The organism is Halorussus rarus, from assembly GCF_003369835.1.
Lineage (GTDB): Archaea > Halobacteriota > Halobacteria > Halobacteriales > Haladaptataceae > Halorussus > Halorussus rarus.
Window position 1 is genome coordinate 1063962 of the sequence record NZ_QPMJ01000002.1, and the last position, 25619, is coordinate 1089580.

The window sequence follows — 25619 nt, forward strand, 5'->3', positions numbered from 1 at the left end:
CCGTAGATAGAGCCGCGTCGTACCGGCTCTATGACGGATTCGAGCGACCGGTCGACCGGCGACGACGAGACCGACCGCACCGACCGCGACCGCGACGACGTCCCGGACGAGGACCCGGGCGAGGAGTTCGGCCAGGACGTCGGCGAGGTGCTCGCCAGCGACCCGTCGTCGATGACCGGGATGCTCGGTCACTTCTATCGGGGACAGCTCCACCGCACGACGACCTGGCGGGGCCGGCTCGACCAGACCTCCTACTGGGCGGTCACCATCATGGCCGCGCTGCTGACCTGGGTGTTCTCGAGTCCGGGCAATCCCCACTACCTGCTGCTCATCGGGATGGGCGCGATGATAGTGTTTCTCGTGGTCGAGACCCGGCGGTACCGTGCCTACGACGTGTGGCGCGAACGGGTCCGGCTGCTCGAACAGGACCTGTTCGCGGGGATGTTCGACCCCGACTCCGAACCCACTCACCCCGACTGGCGCCGGCGTCTCGCAGCCGACCTCCGAGACCCCGCGGTCAAGACCCCGCTCTCGGTCGCGCTGGCCCGGCGCCTCCGGCGGATCTACTTCCCGCTGCTGCTCGTGCTGCTCGCGTCGTGGCTGGTCCGCATCACCGTGTTCCAGCCGAAGGAGACGTGGCGACAGACCGCGACTATCTTCGGGGTCCCGGGCGCGGTCGTGGTCGCCGGCGTCGGCCTGTTCTACCTGGTGGTGACCGCCGTGGTGGTGTACGGACTCGTGAGCCAGGGCCAGCGGGAGTTCCACGAGCGCGCGAGCACCGACCCGTGGCGGGAGTGAGGCGGCGCCGCGGCGCGTCAAGTCCGGGGCGCGCCCGGGGACAGCGGTCCCGAATCAGTCGTCGGCGGGCGCGCCCGGCCGGAACTCCCGACTGATGGCCTTCCACTTGCCGGTCGAGAACCGGTAGTAGTTGATGGCCGCGGGCACGGTCGTCTCGGCGACGAACGAGAGGTACAGCCCCATCATTCCCAGCGACGTCGTCGCGCCGAGGTACGCCACTGGGATGGCGACCCCGAACATGCCGACCAGCTGGCTGTAGAACGGCCACCGGGTGTCGCCGCTGGCGTCGAGCGGGCCGGCGGTCGCGGCCTTGACGCCGCCGGCGACCACCGCCACGCAGGCCGCGTACACCAGCGCCACCGCGACCGGCACCGTGGCCTCGCCCGACTCGCCGACGAACAGGCCGACGATGGGCTCGGCGAACGCCGCGACCAGCACCGCCGCGACCACGTAGGTCGCGACCGAGAAGACGACGATGTCGCGGGCGTACGCCTCGGCGACGAGTTCGTCACCGGCGCCGAGCTCCTGGCCGACCAGGCTGCTGGAGGCGAGGCCGAAGCCCCAGCCGGGCGTGTTCATCAGCCCCCAGATGCGCCGGGCGATGACGTAGGCCGCCACGACGCTCGGCCCGAACAGCCCCACGATGGCCAGCATCGGGAACTTCGCGACCGTCCAGACGCCGTTGCGTCCGACCACCGGCAGGCCGATTCGGACGAGGTCGACGACGGTCTCGCGGTGGACGTAGGTTCCGACCGGGTTCACCCGGACCGGGAGCGTGCCGACGCCGGGGAGCCGGCCGGCGACCAGGCCGACCGCGAAGGCGCCGGTCGCCAGGACGTTGGACAGCACGGTCCCGACCGCCGCCCCGGTGACGCCCATGCCGAGGCCGAAGATGAGGACGCCGCTGAGCGCGATGTTGGCGAGCGCGCCGCCGCCCCGAACCACCATCGGGGTCCACGAGTCGTCGGCGCCGATGTAGATGCGACTCCCCACGAGGTTGAGGCCGGCGAACGGGACGCCGAGCGCGAGTATCCGGAGGTACGCCGCGCCGAGTTCGACCGCGCGGGCGTCGTCGGTCATCAGCGAGATGAGGTCGGCGGGGAACAGCCAGAACGCCGCCGTGACGGGCAGCGAGACCGCGACGACCAGCGCCGCGCTGGCCCGGACCGCCGTGCCGAGTTCGTCGCGGGCGTCGGCGCCGAACCGCTGGGAGACCAGCGCGATGGTCCCGCCGGCGATGCCCCCGCCGAGCGAGAACGCCACGCCCCAGTAGGGGCTGGCGAAGCCGATGCCGGCGATGGCGACCGGGCCGACCGCCAGGCCGACCATCGCCACGTCGACGGCGTTCTTCGACATGCGCGCGAGCCCCGTCACGATGCGGGGCCACGCGAGGTCCGCGGTCCGGCGCGCCCGGTCGGGCGAGATCAGGCCGGCGCGCGCCAGGGCCCACCCGACGCCGAGGATGAGCAGCCGGACCGGATTCGGGAAGCGTACCACGTTGACTAGCCTATTTCGAATCGAAACTAAATCGTTTTCTATACGTCTCGACAGGAGGAGCGTGGAACGACCCTCCAGCACCGGGACTCTCGGTCGACTCCGGTACGGGCGGAATCCGCAAACGAAGAGGGACGAGGATGTCGCGCGGCAGGTCAGTAGGCGTAGCTCGGGAGGCCGCCCTCGGTCACGATGGCGGTGTCGTCGTCCTCGGCGTCCATCTTGTCGAGCGCCTCGGTGAAGTCCGACTGGCGGACCTCGGTCCGACCGTCGCGGATGGCGAACATCCCCGCCTCGGTGGTGAGGCTCTCGATGTCCGCGCCGCTCTTGCCCTCCGTCTTCTTGGCGAGCGTCTCGAAGTCGACGTCGTCGGCGACGCTCATGTCGCGGGTGTGGATGTCGAGGATCTTCCGGCGTGCCTCCTCGTCGGGGTGGGGCACCTCGATGAGTCGGTCGAACCGGCCGGGCCGGAGGATGGCGCGGTCGAGCATGTCGAACCGGTTGGTGGCGGCCATGATGCGGATCTCGCCGCGGTCCTCGAAGCCGTCCATCTCCGAGAGCAACTGCATCATCGTGCGCTGGACCTCGGCGTCGCCCGAGGTCTTCGAGTCGGTCCGCTTGGAGGCCACCGCGTCGATCTCGTCGATGAAGACGATGGCGGGCTCGCGCTGGCTCGCCAGCTCGAAGAGGTCCCGGACGAGCTTGGCGCCCTCGCCGATGAACTTCTGGACGAGCTCGGAGCCGGCCATCTTGATGAAGGTGGCGTCGGTCTCGTTGGCGACCGCCTTCGCCAGCATCGTCTTGCCGGTGCCCGGCGGGCCGTGGAGGAGGACGCCGCTCGGGGGCTCGATGCCGACCGTCTCGAACTGCTCGGGGTTCTCGAGGGGCTGCTCGACCGCCTCGCGGACCTCGCGGGTCTGCTCCTCGAGGCCGCCGATCTGGTCGTAGGTCACCTCGGGCGACTCGTCGACCTCCATCGCCTGGGCCCGGGCGTCCTTCTCGGCCTCGAGGACGGTCTGGACCGTAAAGGAGTCGTTGACCGCCACGCGGTCGCCCGACTCGATCTCGTCGCGGAGCTTCGGCGAGACCTCGGTCAGCACCTCCTGGTTGTTGCCGTGCTGCTTGATGATGATGCCGTCGTCGGTCAGCTCCTCGGCGGTGGCGACGTACAGCGACGTGGTCTTGAGCGTCTCGTTCTCGCGTTCGAGCTGGTCGACCTCCTCGCGCAGGTCCGACCGCCGGTCGCGCGCGTCGTCGAGGCGCTCCTCGAGCGTGTCGTTGACGTCGACGATCTCGGCGAAGTGCTCGCGGAGCGCCGCGAGCCGCTCCCGGTCTGTCATTTCGGGGTCGAGTTCGAGCGTCGGTTGGTCGGGGAGAGATGGGCTACGCGACATCGGTGTTACCTGCACTAAGGCTACCAGCTTAAAAGTGCCTTTGGGTCTCGGTGGTTTCTCGGCAAAAAAGCCTTCCGCCGCGAGCGGGTCTCGTCGCGACCGGTCGGGACCGGGGTCGGTCAGTCGGCGCTGGCCGGCCGGTCGCCCGGCCCGGCGGCCGCCGACGCGTCGGGGAGCCGGAACTCCCCGAGCAGCGCGTCGAGCTCGTCGGCCTTCGACGACAGCGACGCCAGCTGCTCGCTGACCCCCGACAGCGACGTCGCCTGCTGGTCGGTCGCCGCGGCCGCGGTCTGCGATTCGGCGGCGGTCTCCTCGCCGATGGCGGCCACCTCCTCGACCATCGCCACCACGTCCTCGGCCGACTCGGCCTGCTGGTCGGTCGCGTCGCTGATCTCCCGGACGCTGGCGTCGACCTCGCCCACCACGTCGGCGATGTCCTCGAAGTCGCCCAGCGCGTCCTCGACGGTCTCGACGCTCCGGGAGACCTGCTCGCGGGTCTCGCGCACGTCGGCCAGCGTCCGCTCGGAGTCGGCCTGGATGGCCTCGATTCGCTCGGTGATCTCGTCGGCGGCCTCGCCGGTCTCCTCGGCGAGCGACTTGACCTCGTCGGCGACCACCGCGAACCCCTCGCCGGCCTCGTCCGCGCGGGCGGCCTCGATGGAGGCGTTCAGCGCGAGCAGGTTGGTCTCGGAGGCCACCTCGTCGATGAACGAGACCACCTCGTCGATCTCGGCGATGTCCTCGACCAGCTCCGCGACCGCGTCGGCGGTCCGGTCGATGCCGTCCTCGACCCGGTCGAGTTCGGCCGCGGCCTCGCGGGCGGCGTCCCGGCCCGACCGGGCGCGCTCGGTCGCGGTCCCGGCGGTGGCGGCCACCTCGTCGGCCGACGCCGCGATCTCCTCGACGGTCGCCGACAGGGTGTTCATCTCGGCGGCCGCCTCGTTGAGCTGCTCGGTCTGGCGGGCCGCGCCCTCGGATATCTCGCCGACTGCGCCGGCCACCTCGTCGCTGGCCTGGCTGACCTCCCGGAGGTCGGCGTCGGCTCGCCGGCTCGACGTCGCCACCTCGTCGGCGAAGGCGGCGAGCTCGCCCAGCGCGTCCGCGAGGGTCGACAGCAGGCCGTTGTAGTTGCGGACGACCCGCTCGTGGAGCTCCTCGTCGGCCACGTCGGGGTCGATGGTCGCGGTCAGGTCCCCGGCTTGGGCGCGCTCGGCCGCCTCCCCGAACGCCTCGACCAGTCGGCGCAGGTCGGCCGACCGGCGCTCGAGCTCGTCGGTCGTCGCCTCGAGGTCGGCGGTGTACGTCTCGAGGCTCTCGGCCATCCGGTCGAGCGACGCGCCGAACTCGCCGGGCACGTCCTCGTCGAGCGCCGGGTCGTCGAACTCCTGGCGCGAGAGCGCGGCGGCCTGGTCGGCCACGGTGTCGAGGTACGCCCGCATGTCGGCGAACGAGCCCACCAGGCGGCCGACCTCGTCGTCGCGCTCGGCCTCGGGCACCGAGTCGTCGAGGTCCCCGCCGGCGATGGCGTCGGCCGCGTCCTCGAGCTCCCCGATTGGCTCGGTGATGTCCCGGCGGACCACCAGCACGGTGTTGGCGAACGCGACCGCCGCCGCGGCCAGCAGGCCGACCGTCAGCGCGGTCCGGGCCGTCCCCGAGACCAGGAACGGCAGGACCGCCTGGGCGGCGGAGATGGTGAACTGGATGCCGACCGCGGCGAGCACCTTGCGTTCGACCGACTCGCTCACGCCCAGGCGGTCCATCGACCACCACAGCGCGTCCTCGTACCGGGCGAGCGGACGTCCTTGCATGGGTCGGCGTACACGTTCGGGTTATTTAAACCAGCGCACGCGTTCCCACCGATTGAAAACAGGTAACCTGACCGGGGACGGAGATGAGGGAGCGGCGCTCAGATGAGCGCGTCCATCTCGTCGAGGTGGTCGTCGTACACGTCGAGCGCGCGCTGGATGGGTTCGGGCGAGGACATGTCCACCCCGGCGGTCCGGAGGAGTTCGAGCGGGTACTCGGTCGACCCGCTCCGGAGGAACTCGAGGTAGTCCTCGGCGACGTCGCCGTCCGACGTCAGGATCTCGTCGGCCAGCGCGACCGCCGCGCTGATGCCGGTGCTGTACTGGTAGACGTAGTAGGTGTAGTTGAAGAAGTGGGGGATGCGCGACCATTCGCGGGCGATGCGGTCGTCGAGGACCGCCGGCTCGTAGAACTCGGCCTTCAGGTCGCCGTAGATCTCGTCGGCCGCCTCGGGGGTCAGCGCCTCGCCGTCCTCGACGAGCTCGTGCGTCCGGTGCTCGAAGTCGGCGAACAGCGTCTGGCGGTAGAGCGTCGAGCGGAACCGCTCGAGGTACTCGTTGAGGACGTGGCGGCGGAACTCGGGGTCGTCGACGGCGTCGAGCAGGTGGCGGGTCAACAGCGCCTCGTTGACGGTGCTGGCGACCTCGGCCACGAAGATCTCGTAGTCGCTGTAGACGTACGGCTGGCTCTCGCTGGAGAGCTGGGAGTGGAGCGAGTGGCCCAGCTCGTGGGCCAGCGTGAACATCGAGGAGATGTCGTCCTGGTAGTTCATCAGGATGAACGGCTGGGTGTCGTAGGTGCCGCTGCTGTACGCGCCCGAGCGCTTGTTCTCGGTCTCGTACACGTCGACCCACCGGGAGTCGAGCCCCTCCCGCACCCGGTCCTGGTAGTCGTCGCCGAGCGCGCCCAGCGCCTCGACGACGTACTCGCGGGCCCGCTCGTACTCGACGTCGGGCGTCTCGCTGTCGGTCATCGGCATGTAGAGGTCCCACATCCGGAGCTCGTCGACGTCCAGGCTCTCGCGCTTGAGCTCGGCGTGGCGGTGGAGCTTGTCGAGGTTGTCCCGGACCGTGTCGACCAGGTTGTCGTACACCTCGACCGGGACGTTGGGCCCGTCTAGCGCGGCCTCGCGGGCGGTGTCGTAGTCGTGAATCTGCGCGAGGCGGACGTCCTTCTTGACGGTCTGCTGGTAGGCGGTGCCGATGGTGTTGTGGAACTCGCCGAGTTCGTCGAAGAAGCTCTCGTAGACCTCCTGACGGAACTCCCGGTCGGGGTTCTTCAGCAGGTTCGTGAGGTTGCTCTGGGTGATCTCGACCGCGTCGCCGTCGGGCTTCTCGACGGTCGGGAACTCCATGTCGGAGTTCATCAGCATGTTGTAGATGTCGCCCGACGCGGAGGTGACCTCGCCGAGCTCGGCGAGCACGTTCTCGACCTCGGCCGACCGGGTGTGGTCGGCCAGCCGGAGGACGTCGTGGAGGTAGTGGTCGTAGGTCTCGAGCCCGTCGGTCTCCTCGATCATCCGGTCGAGCTCGTCGCGGTCGAGGTCCTGGATCTCGGGCTCGACGAAGCTGCTCGCGCTGTCGGCCTGCGACGCCAGCGCCATCCCGCGGGACGAGAGCGCCTGGTACTGCTGGTCGGCGGTGTTCTCGTCCCGGCGCATCCGGGCGTAGACGACGACCTGCTGGACCTGGCGGAGGATCTCGTCGCGGAGCTCGAGGACGTCGCGCAGGGTCTCGCCGTCCTCGGTGGCCCGGCCCTCGTAGGCCTCGAGGTCGTCGAGGCGACCCTCGACCTCCTCGTAGGCCGCCTCCCACTCGTCGTCGGTGGCGTAGATGCTCTCGAGGTCCCACTTGTACTCGGTGTCGATCTCGGACCGTTCGGGAACCGAACTCATACCACCCCGTAAGGAAAGCCCGACCGTAAGCTTTTGTCATTCGGAAATCGGGTTCCGGAACCCGGATTCGGGACGGTTCCGACCGCGCGGCGGGGATCTCCGTCGCCCCGCGACCCGCCGGCCGCGTACCTTTTTGGCGCGCTCGCCACATCGGGACGTATGAGCCGACTCGACCGCGTCCTGGGCGCGGCGTGGACCGACGACTACCCCTGGGAGTTCATCACCGAACTGACCGAGATCGACAACCGGATGGGCGGGTCGCCCGGCGAGCGCCGGGCCGCCGAACTGGTCGCCGAGGGGTTCGAGCGCGCGGGCGCACGCGAGGTGGAAATCGACGAGTTCGAGATGAACAGGTGGTCGCGGGGCGACGCCGACCTCGCGGTCACCGAGCCGGCCGAGCGGTCGTTCGAGACCATCGCGCTCCCGTACTCGCCGGCCGGCGAGGTCCGGGGCGAACTCGTCGACGCGGGCCACGCCACCCCCGACGAACTCGACGCGGTGGACGTCGAGGGGAAGATAGTGGTCGCCTCCACTACCACGCCGCCGGGGTCGCGGTTCGTCCACCGGATGGAGAAGTTCGGCCACGCCGCGGCCGCGGGGGCGGCGGGGTTCGTCTTCCGGAACCACAAGGCCGGACAACTGCCGCCGACTGGCTCGCTCCGGTTCGACAGCGAGGCCGCGATTCCCGGCGTCGGCGTGAGCAAGGAGACCGGCGACTGGCTGACCGACTACGCCGACCGGGGCGCGACCGCCGCGCTCCGGGTCGACGCCGGCACCGAACCCGGCACGAGCCACAACGCCCACGCGCAGTTAGGACCGGATACGGAGGAGGAGATACTGGTCGTCGGCCACCACGACGCCCACGACATCGCCGAGGGGGCCCTCGACAACGGCTGCGGCATCACCGTGGTCGTGGCGGCGGCCCACCTGCTCGCCGAGCTGGACCTCGACGCGCGGGTCCGGGTCGCCGGCGTCGGCTGCGAGGAGGTCGGCCTGCTCGGCGCCGACGCGCTGGCCGACCGGCTCGACCTCGACTCGGTCCGGGCGGTCGTGAACGTCGACGGCGCGGGCCGGTTCCGCGACCTGCGGGCCCACACCCACGGCTCGGAGACGATGGAGGGGCTGGTGGAGTCGGTCGCCGACGAGGCCAACCAGCCGGTCGCGGTCCGCGAGCAGGTCCACCCGTTCAGCGACCACTGGCCGTTCCTCAAGCGCGGCGTCCCGGCGCTCCAGCTCCACAGCGAGAGCGGCGAGCGCGGCCGGGGGTGGGGCCACACCCACGCCGACACCCGAGACAAGGTCGACGACCGCAACCTCCGGGAGCACGCCATGCTGACCGCGCTGCTGGTCCGGGAGCTGACCCGGACCGAAGACGTTCCCCGGCAGAGCGCGGCGTCGGTCGCCGGGGGTCTGCGGGCCGGCGACTACGAGGAGGGGATGAAGGCGGCGGGCATCTGGCCCGAGGGCTGGGAGTAGCGCGGAACCCGGCGTCGTCCGGGCGTCCGAACTCGGCGGGCGGGGTGTCTTGGAGTAGCACACCGACATTTATCATCTGGTGGAAACGACTCTCCACTCGAAACCTCGGAGGGTCCTCCAATGCGCCACCACACCGCTTCCGTCCGAATCGCATCGCCCGCGCGCCACCGACCGGCTTCCGCCGGGCTCCGCGGCCCGTCCGACCGCGCCGCGGGGAGGCGGGCGCGATGACCTCTCGGCGCGGGGCGGCGCTCGCGCTCGCCGTGCTCGCGGCGATGTTCGTCGTCGCGTGGCTGGTCCGGCCGTGGCTCCACGGCCCGCTCGCGGCCGCCTACACCTACCCCGCGATAATCGAAGCGCTGGCGATACTCGCCGTCGGGGGCTACCTGTCGCTGCGGCTGCTCGCACCCGACCGGAGCGCGCTGGAGGCGTTCGTCGCCGCGATGAGCGAGTCGGGGCAGGCCGAACTCACCTTCTCTGGCGTGCCGGCGCGGCGCCAGCTGCTCGGCGTGGCGGTCGGGGTGCTGACCGTCCTGCTCGCGGTCGGCGTCGGCGTGCTCGGCGGCGCGTACGCCCAGGAGCACGTCTCCCAGACGCTCTCGGTCGAGGAAACCCAGGGGCTGCCGGGCGTCGACGCGACCCGACCGCGGGTCCTGCCGCGGAGCGTGGCCCGCCAGTACGCCGAGAACTCGCTGCAGTACCCCAGGTACCGGCTCGCCGAGGGCGACATCGCCATCCGGAACGGGACGCCGGTCTGGTCGTTCGGGCTCGCGCCCGACGGCGGCGTCAACTCGCTGCTGTTGACCGGTCAGGGCGCCTCGTTCGTCGACATGACCACCCAGCGCAAGCGGGTCGACGTCGTCGAGGAGACGCCCACCGTCGGCTTCGGCTACGGGCTGGGTCGGGGCGGCGGCGTGGTCTCGCAGTACCGGTGGAAGCTGCTCAAGGGACAGTTCTGGGTGCAGTACGGCGACCCCATGATGGTCGAGCACGACGGCGACGTCTACATCGCGGTCCCGTACAAGGAGTACGACCACCACGTCCGGCTGACGCCGCTGCCGGTCGTCTACGCCACGCCCGAGTGGGGAGGCGTCGCGCTGGTCGCGCCCGACGGCGAGATCTCGCACCTCTCGCCCGACGAGGCCCGGAACGACCCGGTGCTGGCCGACCAGCGGCTCTACCCCTTCGACCTCGCCAGGTACTACGTCGAGTCGATGCGGTACCGGAACGGCATCGTCAACAAGTGGTTCGTCCACGAGGACGAGCTCGAAGTGGCGCCGGTCCCCGGCGAGGGCAACGACCAGCCGTTCCTCGTGCTCACCGAGGACCGGGGCATCCAGTACTTCGTCGCGGCAGAGCCGTACGGCGACGCCCAGGGCATCTTCCAGCTCTGGACGTTCGACGGCCGGACCGGCGAGGCCGGCCGCTACCGGCTCCCGTCGGACTCGTCGCTGATGGGGCCGCGCAAGGCGGCCAACTACGTCCGGAAGGCCAACGACCGCACCGACTGGGACCGGTTCACCCCCTCCGAGCCCGTGCCGGCGGTCATCGACGAGACGCTGTACTGGCAGGTGCGGGTCGTCCCCTCGGACTCGAGCGGCATCGCCTACACCGCGTTCGTCGACGCCGACTCCGGCGACGTCTACACGTTCGACACCGACGAGGACGTCCGGGCGTTCCTCGGCGGCGATCTCGCGTCCGACCGCCAGGACCGCGAGCCGACCGACGACGGCAGCGTCGTCGTCATCACAATCAGGGACGCGAACGGCGACGTGGTCAACACGGTCGAGGTGACCGAGGGCCAGAGCATCGAGATCGCGTACGGGAACGAGACGGCCGCGAACGACTCCGGCGGGTGAGCGCCGCCCGCTGCCCGTCGGCCGCCCCGTGACGGCGTCCCCGGACGCAGTTCACCGCGGCTCCATCCGGGTCGCGACTTCGCCAGCCACCCGCGCGCCGGTCGCCCGCTCCGCGCGGAGGGCCTCGAAGGTCGCCCGGGCGCTCGCCGCGGCGTCGGCGTCCGGCGCGAACTCGAGGTCCGGATACCCCACGTCGGCCAGCACGAGCGGGTACGCCGGCGCGGGCGCGACGCCCGCCGGCCCCTCGACCGGCTCGGGGCCCAGCACGCGCTCGACCTTCGCCGGCGCCGCGTCACCGGTCGCGACCGCCCGGACCAGCGAGACGACGCGCCGGACCATCTCGCGGACGAATCCGCCCGCTCGCAGGGTGAACACCAGGTACTCCGCCTCCCGGCGGACCTCGCCGCGAAGGTTCCGCACCGTGTTCTCGTCGTCGGGGGTGAGGTTGTGGAAGTCGTTCTCGCCGCAGAGCTCGACGAGCGCCGCCTCGGCCCGCGCGAGGTCGGCCCCGGGCGCGTAGCAGTGGTAGACGTACTCCCGGTACGCGGCGTCGTGGGTCGCGTGGAAGTCGGCGGGCGCGTCGGCGCTCGCCCACGCCCGGACGCTCGCGGGGAGTTCGCTGTTCAGCGCCGCGGGACTCAGCCAGTCGGGACACTCGAAGGCGACGGTCTGGGCCGCCGCCGAGACCCCGGCGTCGGTCCGGCCCGCCGCGGCGTAGCCCGCCGGCTTGCCCTCGGCGACGCCGAGGTCGGCCAGCGCGTCGAAGATCGCCCCCTCGACGGTCGGCACGTCGGGTTGGCGCTGGAAGCCGTGGAACGGTCGGCCGTCGTACGCGACTCGGAAGGCCCGCATCACCTCCTCGTCGGCGGCGCGGGAAGTTAAATCGGCGGCACCGAGGTCGCGAACTGGGGAGCGTCCTCGGACGAAGGTTTACGTGCGAAGCCGCGGCCAACCCCGGCCGTGACCTGAGCGTCGCCGCGGGGAGGGCGGCGGGAGCGCGGCACGTCTCCTCGCGCGCAGCGGTGCCGGTGCCGCCTGTTCGCCAACTCCGCGCCGATAGTCGCTACTGTCGTCCGTTCGTCGGCCGGACACCGCCTCGGCTACCGACTCACTCGCGGTCGAACGCGACCTCGCGCGACCGGGTCCCGGCCACCTCGGCGTCCTCGGTCTCCAGCAGTCGTTCGAGCCGGCGCTCGAACTCCTCGTCGGTGAGTTCGCCCCTGGCGTAGCGCGCCCGGAGTTCGTCGATCGGGCCGTCGCCGGCGTCGACCGACCGTTCGACTTCCACGCCGTCGACCTCGCTCTCGACCCAGGGCAGCGAGTCGCCGAGTATCGCGACCAGCGGGACGAGGATGAAGAACCCGAGGACGAATATCGTCGGGACCAGAAACTCCAGGCCGACCACCGCGAAGAACGCTGTCAGCCCGAAGGTCAGCACCGACAGCGTCGCGATGAGCCTCTTCTTCTCGAACTGGACGGAACGCTCGCGCATGTCCGGGGATAGGAGCGAGGGTACCAAAAAGGTTGAACGACCTACTCGAAGTCCTCGTAGGTCGGGCGCGCCACGTCGCTCGGCGGGAAGTCGTCGACGGGCACCTGGGTCTGGTCGCCCGACGCCATGTCCTTGACCGTCACGTTCCCGTCGGCCAGGTCCTGTTCACCGACGATGACGACCGTCTCGGCGCCGATGGAGTCGGCGTAGTCGAGCTGGGCGCCGAAGCTCCGGCCCGAGACGTCGGTCTCGACGACGTGACCCTCGGCCCGGAGGTCGCTGGTGACCTCGGCCGCCACGTCGCGGGTGTCCCCGACCTGCAGGACGTAGTAGTCGGTCGAGAGCTCCTCGTCGGGCCAGACGCCGGCGCGCTGGAGCAGCAGCGTCAGGGTCGCGTCGCCGACCGCGAACCCGACCGCGGGCGTGGGCTGGCCGCCGAACCCCTCGATGAGGTCGTCGTAGCGCCCGCCGCCGAAGATCGAGCGGTTCACGTCGCCGGTCGAGTCGAAGCACTCGAAGACGACGCCGGTGTAGTAGTCGAGCCCCCGGGCCGTGTCGAGCGAGAGCGCGCAGTACTCGCGGGCGCCGAAGTCCGCGGCGGCGTCGAGCACGTCGGTCAGGTTGTCGACCGCCGCCTCGACGCGGTCGGTGCCGGCGAACGCCACGAGGTCGTCGAGGTCGTCCTCGGGCGTGTCGAGCAGGTCGCCGAACTCCCGGGCCTGGTCGTACGAGAGGCCGGCGTCGTTGAGCAGGCCGTAGAACTCGTCGTCGCCGACCTTCTCGCTCTTGTCCACCGCGCGAATCGCGGCCTCGGCGTCGACGTCGGCGTCGAACGCTTCGAGCAGGCCGCCGAGGATGTCGCGGTGGCTGACCCGGAACTCGAAGTCATCGGCGGTGAGCCCGAGGCCGGTGAGCGCGTCTGCCGCGCACGCGAGGAGTTCGGCGTCCGACTCGGGGGCCGACGAGCCGAAGATGTCGACGTTGGTCTGGTAGAACTCCCGGCGGCGCCCGCTCTGGGGCTCCTCGTACCGCCAGAACGGCCGGGTCGAGAACCACTTGATGGGCTTGGAAAGCTCCTGCTGCTTGGCCACGACCATCCGGGCGACGGTCGGGGTGAGCTCCGGCGCGAGGGCGACGTCGCGGCCGCCCTGGTCCTCGAAGCTGTAGAGCTCGTCGACGATCTCCTCGCCGCTCTTGTCGACGTACATCTGGGTGCGCTCGAGGGCGGGCGTGCCGATCTCCCGGAAGCCGTACCGGCGCGCGGTCGATTCGACGACGTCGAACGTCTCCCGGCGCGCGCCCATCTCGCCGGGGTAGAAGTCCCGAAAGCCCTTGATTCGGTCGTACATGACCAGGGGTTGGGCGAGCGCGCGCTTGAAACTTTTACTTCGCGTCCGTCTTGCCGGTCGGTGGCCGGGTCGGGCGACTCCGGGACCGGGGTCGCTCTGAAATCGGCCGACTAGCGACCCCACACGCAGTAGTTCGACCGGAAGCGGAGAGAAGTAGCCGGACTCAGCTCAGTCCGTTCACGTAGGTCTGGGTGTGGTCCGGGAACACCTCGACGACGGCGTCGTCGCCGTGTTCCCGGGCCAGCACCGCCCGGAGTTCGGCCTCGTAGTCGGCCTTCGCAATCTCCTCGCTCGGGCCGACCGTCACGTCGAGGGTCTCGTCGACCAGCGAGTCGACCGCGCCGCGCCCGAACCCGGACAGCGGGACGATGTAGTCGATGCCGTGGCGGTCCTCGAGGCTCTGGGCCTGGGCCCGCGACACCGAGGGGACGCGGTCGTCGCGCCGGCTGCCGTCGGCGACCGCGTCGAACTCCATCGACGCGACGACCTCGAGCGCGTGGAGGTGGACCTGCTGGATGCCGTTCCGGGGGTAGCCGTCCTCGACCATCTGCCCGACCGCCTGGACGGCCACGTCGGGGTCGAGGTCGACCGTCTCGAACGCGAATCCCAGCCGGTCGGCGGTCCTGCGCGCGTGCTCCCAGGCGTCGTCGACGCCGAACGTGGCGGTGACGAGCGTCACGTCGTAGAAGTCCTCGAGCAAGAGCGCGGCCAGCGTCGAGTCCTTCCCGCCGCTGTAGAGGAGTCCGAGCTCCATCCTCACCGGCGGCGGATGTTGAAGCTCTTGGAGTCGGGCTTGAGTTCGCGGAGGAGCTCTTTCATCTTGTCCTCGTCTATCTTGCCGCTCACGCGGCCGCTCTGGGCCAGCGCGAGGATCTGGCGCTCGACCTTGTCGGCGAAGTCGGGCTTGCTCATCCGGACGGAGTTGAGCCGCTTGCGCGCCCCGTCGGTGAGGTGCTTGCGGAGCATGGCCTGCTTCTGGGCGTCGGCCTGCTGCTGGGCCTGCTCCTGGGCCTCGCCCTGGTCGGCCTGCTCCTGCATCTCTTCCATCTTCTGCTTGCGGAGTTCCTCGAGTCGCTCGTCGTCGGGCTGGTCGCTCATGCGTTATCACGTAGTTGCAGCCCGCGGCCAAAAATGATTACGGAGCGGCGGTGCTACTCGACGAGTTCGAGACGGACGCGGAGAAGTGCCGGCGGCGTCGTTACGCGTAGCGTTCGAGCTCCGGCCGGTCGAGGTCCTCCATGACCTCGCCCGCGGTGTCGTCGAGCAGGCTGCGACCGTCGCCGGTCACGATGCGGCCCGCGCTGCCCTCGGTGTCCACGAGGTCCTCGTCCTCGAGCTGCTGGAGCATGGTCCGGATGAGCTTCCGGCTGCCGTCCGAGCGGTGCTCGGGGGCGACCTGGTAGCGGTTCGAGCCGTCCTTCTTGTCGCCGTACTGGGTCGAGAGCCGCTCGACGCCGATGGGACCGTCGGTGGCGACCTTCCGGAGCACGCTGGCGGCCCGGCGGTGCCAGAAGTCCTCCTGCTCTGGCGGGAGCTCGCGGCCCTCGCCGGTCTTGACGTACGTCGCCCAGTCGGGTTCGTCGAATCGGTCCTCCAGTTTTGCGGCGACCGCGTCGATGAGGTCGTCCGCGGGAACGTCGTAGAGCGTCGTCATACCCACGAATTCCGTTCCGCGGCGTTTAAAGGCATCGTTACGGAGCGTGGGCGGGCCGGGGTTACGGGGAGTTAGGGGCTACCAGGGAGCAAGTGGAAGTAGCGAGAGCACGGAGTCGGTCACTGCCGGCGTCTGTCGTCGACGGGCGTCTCAATCGCTCGCGGAGCCGTGGACGTTGTCGGCCTCGAGCATCGCGGTGGCGCTCCCGCCGAGCAGGACCGGGAGGAGGTAGGTCGCCCCGCGGTGGAGGACCGCCGCGGCCGCCGCGGTCCCGGCGTCGACGCCCGTGATGGGGACGATGAGCAGGATGAGCGCGGCCTCGACCCCGCCGAGCCCGCCCGGCAGCGGCGTGACGCTCGCGACGCTGCCGAGCGGGACGATGAACAGCGCGGCGGCGAACGGGACGGCGTGGCCGAGCGCGAGCAGCGAGAGCCACAGCGACACCGACAGCAGGAGCCACCCGACCGCCGAGAACGACAGCGCGAGCGCGAGCTGGTGGTGGTCGCCCGCGACCCGCTCCAGCGCCTCGAAGAACCCGCCGATGCGGTGGCGGACCCCCGCCTCGTCCGGCGCGTCGACGCCCGGGACGGCTCGGCCGACGACCCGGCCGACCGGCACGGCGACCCCGACGACGGCGTCCGAGACGCGGTGGCGGTTCCGCCAGACGAGATACGCGACCAGCGGGACCGCGAGCGCCAGCGCGACCAGCGCGAGCGCCGCCAGCTCCACCCGGTCGCCGACGGTGAACCGGGTCGCGTAGTAGCCCACGCCGAGCAGTGCGAACGAGATGGAGGGGATGAAGTTGAGCGTGTCGACGCTGGCGACCGCCGCCAGCCCGTTCTCGTACTCGGTGCCGGTCGTGCGCGAGACCAGCAGCGCACTGAACGGCTCGCCGCCGGCCTGGCCGAACGGGGTGATGTTGTTGGCGAAGGTGGCGCCCGCGAACAGCAGGAACGCCCGCGGGACCGACACTTCGACGGCGATGACCGCGAGGACGGTGCGGAGCGCCATGCTCCACATGAACAGCCAGCAGACCGCCACGACGCCCACCGCCGCGACCAGCCACGGGTCGGCCCGCGAGAGCGCGGACGCGACGTCCTCCAGCCCGACGACCGAGTACAGCGCCAGCAGGACGACGGCGCCGGCCCCGAACCCGACGAGTATCGAGCGCGCGTCCCCGAAGTCTACGTCCATTGCGTTCCACAGATGGCGGGTCGGGGCTTCAAGGCACCGAAGCCGGGTCACGTCAGCGGCCGGACCGGTTCCGGCGGTTCGTGAGCGGACCACGTACCGGCCCGCCGTCGACCCCACGGTATCGGCGGGCCGTGGGCGGTTCGATCCCGACGGCCGCGTGGGGACAGACCCGGCACCGACCGACAGAAACCGATTTCAATCAGAGAGAATAGAGCCCCCAACATGGACGCCTACGAACTGGACGACGTCGACAAGAGTATCCTCTACTATCTCCAGCAGGACGCCCGCAACAGCACCAGCACGGACATGGCCGAGGAGCTGGACATCGCGGCCAGCACCGTGCGAAACCGGCTCGCCCGAATGGAGGACGAGGGCGTCATCGAGCAGTACGTCCCGCAGCTCGACTACGAGAAGGCGGGGTTCCAGCTCCGGGTGCTGTTCACCTGCACCGCGCCCGACGAGCCCGAGAACTTCGGTCGCGACGTGCTCGAACAGGAGGGCGTCGTCGCGGTCCGCGAGCTGCTGGCCGGCACCGAGAACCTCCACGTCGAGGCGGTCGGCACCGACACGGACCACCTGACCGACATCGCCGACTCGCTCCGGGAGCTGGGGCTCGACATCGTCCGGTCGGACGTGCTGAAGGCCCAGCTCCACCAGCCGTTCGCCCACTTCGGGACGGCCGTCGACGCCGAGGAGGGCAACTGACCGCTTCCCGTCGGCCCCGCCGCTGGAACCGCTTCTAGTTGTCAATTTGCCAATCTCGAACCGGTTTCGGAGACGAGTCGTTTCGTATCCCCCAATTTTATGCGGCTCTGTCCGAATCCTCCGAACGATTGATGGTCGGGAACGAGACATGCCCGGTCAGCGAACGACTCGTCTCGAAGCTGGCTGACCGGAAGAACACGACCCCCGTGGACCTCCGCCCGCCGCTCTACGACGCCATCGACCTCGAGGCGCTCGACGCGCTGTTCGCCGCCCGGAGCGACGGCGTCGACCGCGTCGAGTTCGACTACGACGGCTACCGGGTGCGAGTCGCGGGCGACGGGGGCGTCACCGTCTCCCGACCCGGCGAGACGGCGTTCGAGTTCGACTGCGCGTTCTGCGACGCGGTGATCGAGGCGGCCGCCGTCGAGACCATAAAGGACAGCGCGCGGAGCCACCTCGAGGACAACCACGGCGACGCGCTGACCGACGTGTTCGCGGTCGCGTTCAGCGGACGGCAGTGCCGGAACGACTGCGGCTACACGTTCCCCGACCGCCTCGACGAGGTGACCGACTTCGACTGCCCGGCCTGCGGCCACGACAACTTCCCGGCGTTCGTCCGGCAGTACGTCTACTGGCGGATCGAGAAGGCGTAACGCTCCCGCTCGAAGGGACTGTCGCTCCGAACCGATACCGCAGTTCTTTCACCCCGGCCCCGCAACCACCGGGCATGGACGAGCGGGCCGCACTGACGCTTCTCGCCGACAGCCTCCCCCACGCGGGCGACGACGCGGCGGTCGTGGACGGGCAGGTCCTGACGACCGACATGCTCCACGAGACGACCGACTTCCCCGCGGGGACCACCAGGTACACCGCCGGCTGGCGGTCGGTCGGCGCGTCGCTGTCGGACGTGGCCGCGATGGGCGCCGCGGCCACCGCCGCTGTCGCGGTCTACGCCGCGCCGGCGTTCGACGAGGCGGACCTCGGAGCGTTCGTCGCGGGCGCCGGCGACGTCTGCGAGGCGGTCGGCGCGGAGTACGTCGGCGGCGACCTCGACGAGAGCCGGGAGTTCACCGCGGCGACCACCGCGCTCGGCCGGACCGACGACCCCGTGCGCCGGTCGGGCGCGAGCCCGGGCGAGCGGGTCTGCGTGACCGGAACGCTCGGGCGGACCGCCGCGGCGCTCGCGCTGTTCGAGCGCGGCGGGAGGGAGTCGGGGAGCGGCGACGCAGAACGAGACGACGCCGGACGCGACGACGTCGAGCGCGCCAACGACCTGTTCCGGTTCGAGCCCAGGGTCGCGGCGGGCCGGGCGATAGCGCCCAGCGCCACCGCGATGATGGACTCCAGCGACGGGCTCGCGCGGTCGCTCCACCAGCTCGCCGAGGCCGGCGACTGCGGGTTCTCGGTGGCGTGGGACGCGCTCCCCGTCGACGACGCGGTCCGCGAGCTGGCAGCGGACGAGTCGGAGCTACGGGAGTACGCGCTGTTCTTCGGCGAGGACTTCGAGCTCGTGTTCACGGTTCCGGAGAGCGAGTTGACCGCGGTCCGGGAGGCGTCGCCGACGCCCATCTCCGAAATCGGCGAGGTCACCGAGTCCGGCGTCGAGATGGACGGCGAGCCGCTGCCCGACCAGGGGTACACGCACGGCGGGGCGTAGCGCAGAGAGCCCCGAGAGAAAGAGCGATCACGCGATTATCTCGATGGGGACCGGCGTGAAGCAGAGCACGCCCAGCACGAAGGTCAGGATGCCGACCGCCTTCCGGGCCGGGTCGAGCCCCTCGTCGTCGATGGGGTTGGCCGGGCCGACGTAGGCGACGTACGTCGCCAGCAGGCCCCAGAACACCCACAGCACCGAGGCGTTGCTCACGTTCTCGACGTAGAAGACGTAGGCCGCCAGGCCGAACAGCGCGACCGGGACCAGCGCGGCGACCCGCTCCTGCTGCTCGCCCAGGATGGCCCGGACGATGTGGCCGCCGTCGAGTTGGCCGACCGGGATGAGGTTGAGGAACGTGATGAACATCCCGACCCAGCCGCCGATGACGACCGGGTTGATTGCCTTCCCCGGGCCGTAGCTGGTCGGCTCGCCGACGGCCCACGCGATGAGCTGCAGCAGGGGCGGGTAGCCGAACTCGACCTGTATCGTGTTCGGGCTGTTCATCATCCGCATCGGGACCTGTTCGGGCTGGAGCGACAGGCCGATGGCGGTGACGACGATCGTCGCCACAAGCCCCGCCAGCGGGCCCGCGACGCCGATGTCGAACAGCGCCTCCCGGTCGGGCATCTGGCCCTTCATCCGGATGACCGCACCCATGGTCCCGATGAGCGACGGCATCGGGATGAAGTACGGCAGCGTGGCGTCGACGCCGTGGTACCGGGTCATCACGTAGTGGCCGAGCTCGTGGGTGAGCAGCACGCCCAGGACCGCCGCGGTGAACGGCCACGCCTGGAGGACCGCCAGCGGGTCGGCCATGGCGTCGATGTGGTACCACGCGGCGCCGGCGTACAGCGTCGAGATCACCGTCAGGACGAAGAGGACGACGTTGGTCCACGGGATGCCGTCGAGGCTGTTGTCGGCGGGTTCGGCCACGAGGACGTACTCGCCGGTTTCGGTCGTCAGCTGCACCTCGTAGCCGTGCTCGCGGAACAGCGGCCACGCGGCCTCGAGCAGTCGTTCGCGGGGCACCCGGGGTTCGCCGTAGTAGACGAGCCGGTCGCCGTCGCGGCGGGCCTCGTACACCCGGAAGACGCCGTTTAAGCGTTCGAGCGATGGACCGTCGGCGGGCGGGTCGGTCGAACCCATTCACGTCGCGATACGGTGCGGGTGCTGATAAACCCCCGGACGGAGCGGTGGCGGCGACCCCGGTTCGGCGCGCCGAACGGTCGGTTCAGCGCAAAGACTGAAAGGTTCGGGCGCGTAGCCGTCTGGTATGAGTACGGGTGAGCGCGCGCATGGCGGAGTGTGACTACTGCGGCGCCTCGTTCGACGACGAGGACGCGTACGTGAGACACCTCGGCGACGAGCACGCCGACGACCTCGGCCCGATAGAGAGCCGCCGGGTCGCCGAGCTGGAGTCCGACGGCGGCGGCCGCGACGCCGTGGTGTACGGCGTCGGCCTGGGCGCGCTCGCGCTCGGCGGACTGCTGGCGTACCTGCTGTTCTTCTCGGGCGGCGCCGGCACCACCGGCTCGAACGGAGGCGGCGGCCCCACCGACGTGGGGTCGGTCCACTACCACGGGACCATCGACGCGACCGTCGGCGGCCAGCGGCTCGACTTCAGCCAGCAGCGGTTCCAGCTCCAGGACCGGGCCTTCCACTTCGAGAACGGGAACGGCGAGCGGTGGCACGTCCACGCCAAGGGGGTGACGCTGGCCTACGCGATGCAGACGCTCGGCGTCGACGTGACGAACGACACCGTCGCCTACGACGGAACGACCTACGGCGACGACCCCGGCGAGTCGGTGACGGTGACGGTGAACGGCGAATCTGTGACGCCCGCGGAGTACGTCCTCCAGCAGGGCGACAGCGTCCGCATCGCGGCGAACGCCTCGGGCTGACCGGAACGGCGAAGCGAGTCTGACCGCGGTGCAGTCGTGCGGTGGGCGGCGGCGCTACTCTACCGGGGCGGGCGACGGGGGCACCCGGCGCTTGTGCCGGCTGCGCTCGTACATCTCCCGGACGCGCCGGACCTCCTCCTCGGACGCCTCGACCTCGCGAGCGGTCGCCGCGACCGAGAGCGGGCCGTCGACGTGGAGCGCGAGGACCGAATCCAGGGTGTCGTAGCCGATGCCCAGCTCCTCCTCGTCGGTCTGGCCCGCCCAGAGGCCCGCTGTCGGGGTCTTCTCGACCAGTTCGTCGGGCACGCCGACGCGGGCGGCCAGCTGGCGGACCTGCTGCTTGTAGAGGTTGCCGATGGGGTGGCAGTCGACCGCGCCGTCGCCGTACTTGGTGAAGTAGCCGACCTGCGCCTCGGTCCGGTTGCCGGTGCCCAGCACCACCGCACCCTCGTGGTTGGCCACGAGGTAGTTCAGGACGGCCCGTGTCCTGGCTCGAGCGTTGCCGACCGCGACCTGCGTGTCCTCGGCCTCGGGGAAGGCGTCGAGGAAGGTGTCGACGATGGGGTTGATCTCGATGACGTCGTAGGGGATGCCGAGCTCCTGGGCGACCCACTCGGCGTCGCTCATGTTCTCCTCGTCGCTGACCTCGCCGGGCATGACCAGCCCGCGGAGGTTCTCCTCGCCGATCGCCTCGACCGCGAGGTAGGCGGTGAGCGTGCTGTCGATGCCGCCGGAGAGCCCCAGCACCGCCCGATCCGCGCCTGCGGCGTCGACCGTGTCGCGGATGAACTCGACGATGTGTTCCCGGCGCGCTTCGAGCTCCGACTCGGAGAATCGCAGGTCTGGCATGGGCGACGATAGACCCGGCGTCGACTAAAAGACGCTGGTGAGCCGGAATTTCTGGACGATTGGCCAGGTTTCCGCGGGGAGACCGGCGGGCGGAAGCGCTACGTTCAAGTGGCGGGCGGGCGAACGGTTCGGACGTAGCGCGCCGGTGGTGAGCAAATCCGCAGGATTTGCGAGCCTCGGCACGAACGAGCGAAGTGAGTGAGCGCCGGTGGTCTAGTGGTAGGACATGAGCTTCCCAAGCTCATAGCCCGGGTTCAATTCCCGGCCGGCGCACTCCACACGGCTTCTCCCGCTGGTTTTCCGGGTTCTCAGGAAATCGTCCATGATCCGAATCGAAGCTTACAATCCGGGTGGCCAAATCGGACCCCGACGCCGTCCCCGAGATTTAAAACGTTTCAGGCTTACTAGCACTAGAGACAGCCCGACCACGTTTTTCGTGACCCGGGAGGTGAAAGCTCATGGTGCATAGTCGTGACCAAATCGAAGATATCGTCGTCATCCCTGAATCTACGGAACACTACTTAAACCAGAGACAGTTGGAGGACTACCGTGATCATCGTGTCCAGCTCATCAAGTGGCTGTGCCATCTGGGAAAAGACCCGGAGAAAGCCGAGGGGTATGCCTATGATACGGCCCGGCAACGCGCATACAAGATCGACCGGTTCCTTCGCTGGCTCTGGGACCACGTACACATTACACGCGACCATCGACCACGCAGACACCTACACCAAAGAGCTGGTCTACGAGGATCACTCGGAGACCTACAAAGCAGGCATCCAGAAGGCCATCAAAACCCTGTTCAAGTATTTGAACCACGAAAAGGGTCGAAAGATCGACTGGGAACCCGAGATTAAGTTCACCAACGGCGGTTCACAGACACACCAAGTCAGAGACTTCCTTACCGAAGATGAACGCCGGCAAATCAAATAGGCCGTCCTCGAACACGGCTCGATACCTCACTATAACAGCGTCGAACCCCGTGAACGCGACCAGTGGAAGGCCTACCTCGCACAACGCTTCGAGAAACCCAAGGACAAGGTGACCAAGGATGATTGGAAGAAGGCGAACGGCTGGAAGTACACCTCGATTGTCTACGCCTCGATGGATGCTGGATTCCGACCGAAGGAAGTAGGACGCGCGAAGGTGAGCTGGCTTGACCTCGAAAACAATCTCTTCCGCATCCCGAAGGAGGAGTCCACCAAGAACCATGAGAACTGGCACGTCGCGATGAGCGAACGAACCGCCAATATACTACGGAAATGGCTGTCCGAACGCGAAAACCACCAGAAATACCGAGATACGGACGCTCTCTGGCTCACACGGTATAGTAATCCCTACGGCTCCGAAGCACTCAACCGCCTACTCCAGAAGCTCTGCGAAAAAGCCGGTATCCCAACCAAAAACGGGGATATCTCGTGGTACAGTATTCGGCACAGCGTCGGGACACAAATGAGCCGGGACCAAGGACCCGCCGCAGTCCAACAACAACTACGCCAACGCTCGAAAGAGATGGCGGTCAGATATGACCAGGCACCGATCGAAGACCGGCAAGAAACGTAAACAAGTGGGATTAAAACTCTTCTCTGCGTCAATGTCTAGTTTTCCTTCTCGGCTGGTGCGTCCATCGAGCACCTAATGCGTTTGTTGGAAATATAATAATGGAAGAATAACGCAAGACACTGGCAGACGCTGTGTCACCTACCCATCCTGTAACGAACGAGATTATATCCGGATTTCAAGTGTAGATGGCTTTTTGCTGTAGTTTTAGGATGAAAATTGGAACTATACCCCCATTCTATAAATCAACCTGCCCATGCAGTAGTGCTTTAGCTAAGCAATATAATATTCGATTTTATTTAAGGTAACCCTTATACTATCGCTACCTCACTATCCTCTATGGACGTAGAGAGTCAGGGGGTCTCTCTCCACGCCGAGAACGTGGGCGGCATCGACGAGACCGACGTGGAGCTGTCACCAGGGGTCACCGTCCTCGCGGGGCGGAACGCAACGAACCGGACCTCGTTCCTGCAGGCGGTCATGACCGCGATGGGTAGCGACGAGACGACCCTGAAGGGCGACGCCGAGGCGCTCGACGACGAGTACGACCGCGTCACCGAGATCTGACGTCGGGCTCGCGGAATCCTACCGTCACGGCTCGCAACCGAAGCCGCCGGACACCCTCATATAGGTGATAGTAAATCAGAGATAAAATCCCTACTGTTCCTAATCAATCTAGTCGATTAATGTCGGTAAAGATGGCCGTGGCAGTTTCTGAACCTCCGGTACCACGCCCAGAAATGTTCAGGCTACCCGCATGTTCGGTTTCTAGTTGAACAATATTGCGTGTTCCTGGGACTGCAAGTGCCGAACTCTCTGGCACAAGTCGTGGCCCGATACGAATACTGTCACCAGTGAACTCTCCTATGAGTCGGACGGTGTTACCATCCTCACGGGCGAGTCCAAGTACACTGCTCGGTATATCTTCAATACCCTCAACCTCTACATCATTACGTGAAAACTGGCGTTCTCCTTGTGCGAGAACATTGGCGATAATGACGAGTTTTAGTGCAGTATCATTCCCGCTTACCTCAAAAGTTGGATCGGCCTTTGCAACACCGAGGTCCTGTGCTTCTGCCAGAACGTGTTCGTATCCTAACCCCTCTGCAGCCATCCGTGAGAGGATGAAATTAGTCGTACCATTGAGGACTCCTTGAACGGCATTGATGTTTTCTGGACCAAGGTTGTTAATGGTCGAAAGAACGGGTATCGCACCGCCGACGGTCGCCTCAAATAGCACGTTTCCTGTGCTTTCGCGTTCTAGAGCCCGAAGGTCTCCATATCGTTCAGCAACAGGACCCTTGTTTGCCAACACGACGTGTCGCCCGCGCTCAAGCGCTGTTCGAGTATGCGTAAATCCAGGTTCAGCGTCACCAAGTGTGGTCGGAGTTGCCTCAATGAGGACATCGTATGATGCTGTCAAGGCATCATCCGGATTAGCAGTACCAACACTCCCCTCACTCTCTTTTTTGTCAAGAACCGCTTTAGTATCAATTCCGTCAGGGTCAATAGCCGCACTGGTGGAGTCAGCTACAGCTGTAATAGTATGCCCACGTTCGCCAGCAAGCTCAACGACAGAGCGTCCTACCGCTCCCATACCAAAGACTGCTAAACGCATTATGGCTCTCCCTCCATTGTTAGTGGTTCGAAAATGCGGAGATCCTTATCGGATGCAATGCTTCGGATGGATTCCATGGCAGCGTCCTTCTGACCGGCCGCAATCGCCAATTGCAGACGTGCACTTGATATGTCACCTGTTCCCTCCGGTGCCGATAATGTGAGATCGGTCACTGTTGCGTTGGTTTCAGTTTGGATACGATTGATGGTATCAGATAGATTGGTGTCAATCAAGTGGCCGGAAAGGATGACAGTCAGATTCTTACTGTAACGCTCTGCGCCTGCTTGGACGATATTGATATCCGCATCATGTAACGAATCAATAATAGCTTCAAAACGCTCGGGTGTTGCCTCTATGTCTACCTCAATGGGGATATAGCCACGGGGAGTAACATTACCACGCTCATGAAAGACAGAGAGTAGATTCCCACCGTTGTCGGCGATCGGTTTAAGCGCTCTCAAGAGCTCTCCTGGTTCATCAACGAGTTCGAGTCGAACAGTATGTGTCTGCACGCCTTCTTTTGAGTCCTTCATTCCTTACTTGCCTCCTTCAGAATGGATACGATCCTTGATCGAGTTACGAACTACGGTCTATAAGAAACTGTCCTTCGCACAGTTCTTACGATCCAGCAAAGGTCTTGACAATGAACTACGAAAAGATGTGGCGGAAATATTAACTGACTTGGCTAATAAATAACTATATAAATAATATAATAAAAATGGTCTGACGATGGATAGATAATATATGGGTTGAGTGTACAGATGAATCTCTTCAGGACGATTATAGGGAGAGGGATATAAATCCCCAGTATTGCTTCCGACAAAGGTGAGTACCGCATACCGAATCCCTATGGTAAAATAGTTGTCGCAAAATTAATAAGTTAGCGATTGGTAGTGAAAGGATCACTCGCCAGCCTGGAATTTCG

General features: G+C 67.5%; 24 protein-coding genes, 1 tRNA gene and 1 pseudogene. 11 read left to right on the top strand and 15 right to left on the bottom strand.

All coding sequences use genetic code 11. The features are described 5' to 3' along the window. Positions 1 to 30: 30 nt before the first annotated feature. Positions 31 to 798, top strand: coding sequence for a DUF2270 domain-containing protein (locus tag DVR07_RS13580; protein WP_115797815.1), 768 nt, complete (start codon positions 31 to 33; stop codon positions 796 to 798). 54 nt (positions 799 to 852) lie between these two features. Here DVR07_RS13580 and DVR07_RS13585 read toward each other — a convergent pair whose 3' ends face one another. The 4 genes from DVR07_RS13585 to pepF all read right to left on the bottom strand — a co-directional run bounded on the left by DVR07_RS13585 (position 853) and on the right by pepF (position 7386). Next, positions 853 to 2295 carry an MATE family efflux transporter gene (locus DVR07_RS13585; RefSeq protein WP_115797816.1) on the bottom strand — a complete coding sequence of 481 codons (1443 nt, stop codon included), beginning with the start codon at positions 2293 to 2295 and terminating at the stop codon, positions 853 to 855. 152 nt (positions 2296 to 2447) lie between these two features. Further along, positions 2448 to 3686 carry a proteasome-activating nucleotidase Pan2 gene (gene pan2, locus DVR07_RS13590; RefSeq protein WP_115797817.1) on the bottom strand — a complete coding sequence of 413 codons (1239 nt, stop codon included), beginning with the start codon at positions 3684 to 3686 and terminating at the stop codon, positions 2448 to 2450. Positions 3687 to 3805: 119 nt separating this feature from the next. Beyond that, positions 3806 to 5494 carry a methyl-accepting chemotaxis protein gene (locus DVR07_RS13595; protein WP_115797818.1) on the bottom strand — a complete coding sequence of 563 codons (1689 nt, stop codon included), beginning with the start codon at positions 5492 to 5494 and terminating at the stop codon, positions 3806 to 3808. Positions 5495 to 5592: 98 nt separating this feature from the next. After that, positions 5593 to 7386 carry an oligoendopeptidase F gene (pepF, locus tag DVR07_RS13600; protein ID WP_115797819.1) on the bottom strand — a complete coding sequence of 598 codons (1794 nt, stop codon included), beginning with the start codon at positions 7384 to 7386 and terminating at the stop codon, positions 5593 to 5595. A 159-nt stretch (positions 7387 to 7545) separates the two neighbouring features. Here pepF and DVR07_RS13605 point away from each other — a divergent pair, with 159 nt between their 5' ends. Next, positions 7546 to 8862: a M28 family metallopeptidase gene (locus tag DVR07_RS13605; RefSeq protein ID WP_115797820.1), complete on the top strand. Its 1317-nt coding sequence runs from the start codon at positions 7546 to 7548 to the stop codon at positions 8860 to 8862. 227 nt (positions 8863 to 9089) lie between these two features. Next, a complete protein-coding gene (locus DVR07_RS13610; RefSeq protein WP_115797821.1) occupies positions 9090 to 10721 on the top strand; it encodes an ABC transporter permease in 1632 nt (543 codons plus the stop codon). Between the two features lie 51 nt (positions 10722 to 10772). On the opposite strand, the gene truA is transcribed toward DVR07_RS13610, so the two are convergent. The 7 genes from truA to DVR07_RS13645 all read right to left on the bottom strand — a co-directional run bounded on the left by truA (position 10773) and on the right by DVR07_RS13645 (position 16410). Beyond that, positions 10773 to 11573, bottom strand: coding sequence for a tRNA pseudouridine(38-40) synthase TruA (gene truA / locus DVR07_RS13615; protein WP_115797822.1), 801 nt, complete (start codon positions 11571 to 11573; stop codon positions 10773 to 10775). Positions 11574 to 11829: 256 nt separating this feature from the next. Further along, positions 11830 to 12213: an SHOCT domain-containing protein gene (locus DVR07_RS13620; RefSeq protein WP_115797823.1), complete on the bottom strand. Its 384-nt coding sequence runs from the start codon at positions 12211 to 12213 to the stop codon at positions 11830 to 11832. Positions 12214 to 12254: 41 nt separating this feature from the next. Continuing rightward, positions 12255 to 13562: a histidine--tRNA ligase gene (gene hisS / locus DVR07_RS13625; protein WP_115797824.1), complete on the bottom strand. Its 1308-nt coding sequence runs from the start codon at positions 13560 to 13562 to the stop codon at positions 12255 to 12257. Positions 13563 to 13725: 163 nt separating this feature from the next. Next, positions 13726 to 14316, bottom strand: coding sequence for a DUF7411 family protein (locus DVR07_RS13630; RefSeq protein WP_115797825.1), 591 nt, complete (start codon positions 14314 to 14316; stop codon positions 13726 to 13728). Positions 14317 to 14318: 2 nt separating this feature from the next. Continuing rightward, entirely contained in the window at positions 14319 to 14660 is a 342-nt protein-coding gene (locus DVR07_RS13635) for a DNA-binding protein (RefSeq protein WP_115797826.1), read from the bottom strand. 100 nt (positions 14661 to 14760) lie between these two features. Beyond that, a complete protein-coding gene (locus DVR07_RS13640) occupies positions 14761 to 15216 on the bottom strand; it encodes a 30S ribosomal protein S19e (protein ID WP_115797827.1) in 456 nt (151 codons plus the stop codon). Between the two features lie 150 nt (positions 15217 to 15366). Further along, on the bottom strand, positions 15367 to 16410 hold the full coding sequence (locus DVR07_RS13645) for a lysylphosphatidylglycerol synthase transmembrane domain-containing protein (RefSeq protein WP_115797828.1): 1044 nt from the start codon (positions 16408 to 16410) through the stop codon (positions 15367 to 15369). A 222-nt stretch (positions 16411 to 16632) separates the two neighbouring features. Here DVR07_RS13645 and DVR07_RS13650 point away from each other — a divergent pair, with 222 nt between their 5' ends. The 3 genes from DVR07_RS13650 to thiL all read left to right on the top strand — a co-directional run bounded on the left by DVR07_RS13650 (position 16633) and on the right by thiL (position 18772). Beyond that, the gene (locus DVR07_RS13650) at positions 16633 to 17115 is read left to right on the top strand and encodes an Lrp/AsnC family transcriptional regulator (RefSeq protein WP_115797829.1); all 483 of its coding nucleotides are present in this window, start codon (positions 16633 to 16635) and stop codon (positions 17113 to 17115) included. A 131-nt stretch (positions 17116 to 17246) separates the two neighbouring features. Beyond that, positions 17247 to 17768: a HalOD1 output domain-containing protein gene (locus tag DVR07_RS21685; protein WP_162829567.1), complete on the top strand. Its 522-nt coding sequence runs from the start codon at positions 17247 to 17249 to the stop codon at positions 17766 to 17768. Positions 17769 to 17842: 74 nt separating this feature from the next. Further along, positions 17843 to 18772: a thiamine-phosphate kinase gene (gene thiL, locus DVR07_RS13660; protein ID WP_115797830.1), complete on the top strand. Its 930-nt coding sequence runs from the start codon at positions 17843 to 17845 to the stop codon at positions 18770 to 18772. A 27-nt stretch (positions 18773 to 18799) separates the two neighbouring features. Here the strand turns inward: thiL and DVR07_RS13665 are convergent, their stop codons facing one another. Next, positions 18800 to 19915, bottom strand: coding sequence for a site-2 protease family protein (locus DVR07_RS13665; RefSeq protein WP_115797831.1), 1116 nt, complete (start codon positions 19913 to 19915; stop codon positions 18800 to 18802). Positions 19916 to 20064: 149 nt separating this feature from the next. On the opposite strand from DVR07_RS13665, the gene DVR07_RS13670 reads away from it, so the two are divergent. After that, positions 20065 to 20670, top strand: a complete 606-nt coding sequence (locus tag DVR07_RS13670; RefSeq protein WP_115797832.1) for a hypothetical protein — start codon at positions 20065 to 20067, stop codon at positions 20668 to 20670. Between the two features lie 54 nt (positions 20671 to 20724). On the opposite strand, the gene DVR07_RS13675 is transcribed toward DVR07_RS13670, so the two are convergent. Continuing rightward, a complete protein-coding gene (locus DVR07_RS13675) occupies positions 20725 to 21519 on the bottom strand; it encodes an NAD+ synthase (RefSeq protein ID WP_115797833.1) in 795 nt (264 codons plus the stop codon). A gap of 202 nt (positions 21520 to 21721) precedes the next feature. Here DVR07_RS13675 and DVR07_RS13680 point away from each other — a divergent pair. The 4 genes and pseudogenes from DVR07_RS13680 to DVR07_RS13690 all read left to right on the top strand — a co-directional run. Beyond that, positions 21722 to 21792, top strand: a tRNA-Gly gene (locus DVR07_RS13680). Between the two features lie 276 nt (positions 21793 to 22068). Then, the gene (locus DVR07_RS22375) at positions 22069 to 22449 is read left to right on the top strand and encodes a hypothetical protein (RefSeq protein ID WP_240147540.1); all 381 of its coding nucleotides are present in this window, start codon (positions 22069 to 22071) and stop codon (positions 22447 to 22449) included. 108 nt (positions 22450 to 22557) lie between these two features. Next, positions 22558 to 23079 carry a tyrosine-type recombinase/integrase gene (locus DVR07_RS22380; protein ID WP_240318885.1) on the top strand — a complete coding sequence of 174 codons (522 nt, stop codon included), beginning with the start codon at positions 22558 to 22560 and terminating at the stop codon, positions 23077 to 23079. A 336-nt stretch (positions 23080 to 23415) separates the two neighbouring features. After that, positions 23416 to 23604, top strand: a pseudogene (locus DVR07_RS13690) (AAA family ATPase); the annotation flags it as partial. A 142-nt stretch (positions 23605 to 23746) separates the two neighbouring features. Here DVR07_RS13690 and DVR07_RS13695 read toward each other — a convergent pair. Then, positions 23747 to 24694 carry a homoserine dehydrogenase gene (locus DVR07_RS13695; RefSeq protein ID WP_115797835.1) on the bottom strand — a complete coding sequence of 316 codons (948 nt, stop codon included), beginning with the start codon at positions 24692 to 24694 and terminating at the stop codon, positions 23747 to 23749. Continuing rightward, on the bottom strand, positions 24694 to 25227 hold the full coding sequence (locus tag DVR07_RS13700) for an amino acid-binding protein (RefSeq protein ID WP_115797836.1): 534 nt from the start codon (positions 25225 to 25227) through the stop codon (positions 24694 to 24696). Before DVR07_RS13700 ends, DVR07_RS13695 begins: the two co-directional genes overlap by 1 nt. Positions 25228 to 25619: the final 392 nt, after the last annotated feature.

Bases quoted from the DNA above. Each gene is read 5' to 3' on its own strand.
- DVR07_RS13580 (WP_115797815.1), top strand. From the start codon at position 31: ATGACGGATTCGAGCGACCGGTCGACCGGCGACGACGAGACCGACCGC.
- pan2 (WP_115797817.1), bottom strand. From the start codon at position 3,686: ATGTCGCGTAGCCCATCTCTCCCCGACCAACCGACGCTCGAACTCGAC.
- DVR07_RS13595 (WP_115797818.1), bottom strand. From the start codon at position 5,494: ATGCAAGGACGTCCGCTCGCCCGGTACGAGGACGCGCTGTGGTGGTCG.
- pepF (WP_115797819.1), bottom strand. From the start codon at position 7,386: ATGAGTTCGGTTCCCGAACGGTCCGAGATCGACACCGAGTACAAGTGG.
- DVR07_RS13605 (WP_115797820.1), top strand. From the start codon at position 7,546: ATGAGCCGACTCGACCGCGTCCTGGGCGCGGCGTGGACCGACGACTAC.
- DVR07_RS13610 (WP_115797821.1), top strand. From the start codon at position 9,090: ATGACCTCTCGGCGCGGGGCGGCGCTCGCGCTCGCCGTGCTCGCGGCG.
- truA (WP_115797822.1), bottom strand. From the start codon at position 11,573: ATGCGGGCCTTCCGAGTCGCGTACGACGGCCGACCGTTCCACGGCTTC.
- DVR07_RS13620 (WP_115797823.1), bottom strand. From the start codon at position 12,213: ATGCGCGAGCGTTCCGTCCAGTTCGAGAAGAAGAGGCTCATCGCGACG.
- hisS (WP_115797824.1), bottom strand. From the start codon at position 13,562: ATGTACGACCGAATCAAGGGCTTTCGGGACTTCTACCCCGGCGAGATG.
- DVR07_RS13630 (WP_115797825.1), bottom strand. From the start codon at position 14,316: ATGGAGCTCGGACTCCTCTACAGCGGCGGGAAGGACTCGACGCTGGCC.
- DVR07_RS13635 (WP_115797826.1), bottom strand. From the start codon at position 14,660: ATGAGCGACCAGCCCGACGACGAGCGACTCGAGGAACTCCGCAAGCAG.
- DVR07_RS13640 (WP_115797827.1), bottom strand. From the start codon at position 15,216: ATGACGACGCTCTACGACGTTCCCGCGGACGACCTCATCGACGCGGTC.
- DVR07_RS13645 (WP_115797828.1), bottom strand. From the start codon at position 16,410: ATGGACGTAGACTTCGGGGACGCGCGCTCGATACTCGTCGGGTTCGGG.
- DVR07_RS13650 (WP_115797829.1), top strand. From the start codon at position 16,633: ATGGACGCCTACGAACTGGACGACGTCGACAAGAGTATCCTCTACTAT.
- DVR07_RS21685 (WP_162829567.1), top strand. From the start codon at position 17,247: ATGGTCGGGAACGAGACATGCCCGGTCAGCGAACGACTCGTCTCGAAG.
- thiL (WP_115797830.1), top strand. From the start codon at position 17,843: ATGGACGAGCGGGCCGCACTGACGCTTCTCGCCGACAGCCTCCCCCAC.
- DVR07_RS13665 (WP_115797831.1), bottom strand. From the start codon at position 19,915: ATGGGTTCGACCGACCCGCCCGCCGACGGTCCATCGCTCGAACGCTTA.
- DVR07_RS13670 (WP_115797832.1), top strand. From the start codon at position 20,065: ATGGCGGAGTGTGACTACTGCGGCGCCTCGTTCGACGACGAGGACGCG.
- DVR07_RS13675 (WP_115797833.1), bottom strand. From the start codon at position 21,519: ATGCCAGACCTGCGATTCTCCGAGTCGGAGCTCGAAGCGCGCCGGGAA.
- DVR07_RS13695 (WP_115797835.1), bottom strand. From the start codon at position 24,694: ATGCGTTTAGCAGTCTTTGGTATGGGAGCGGTAGGACGCTCTGTCGTT.
- DVR07_RS13700 (WP_115797836.1), bottom strand. From the start codon at position 25,227: ATGAAGGACTCAAAAGAAGGCGTGCAGACACATACTGTTCGACTCGAA.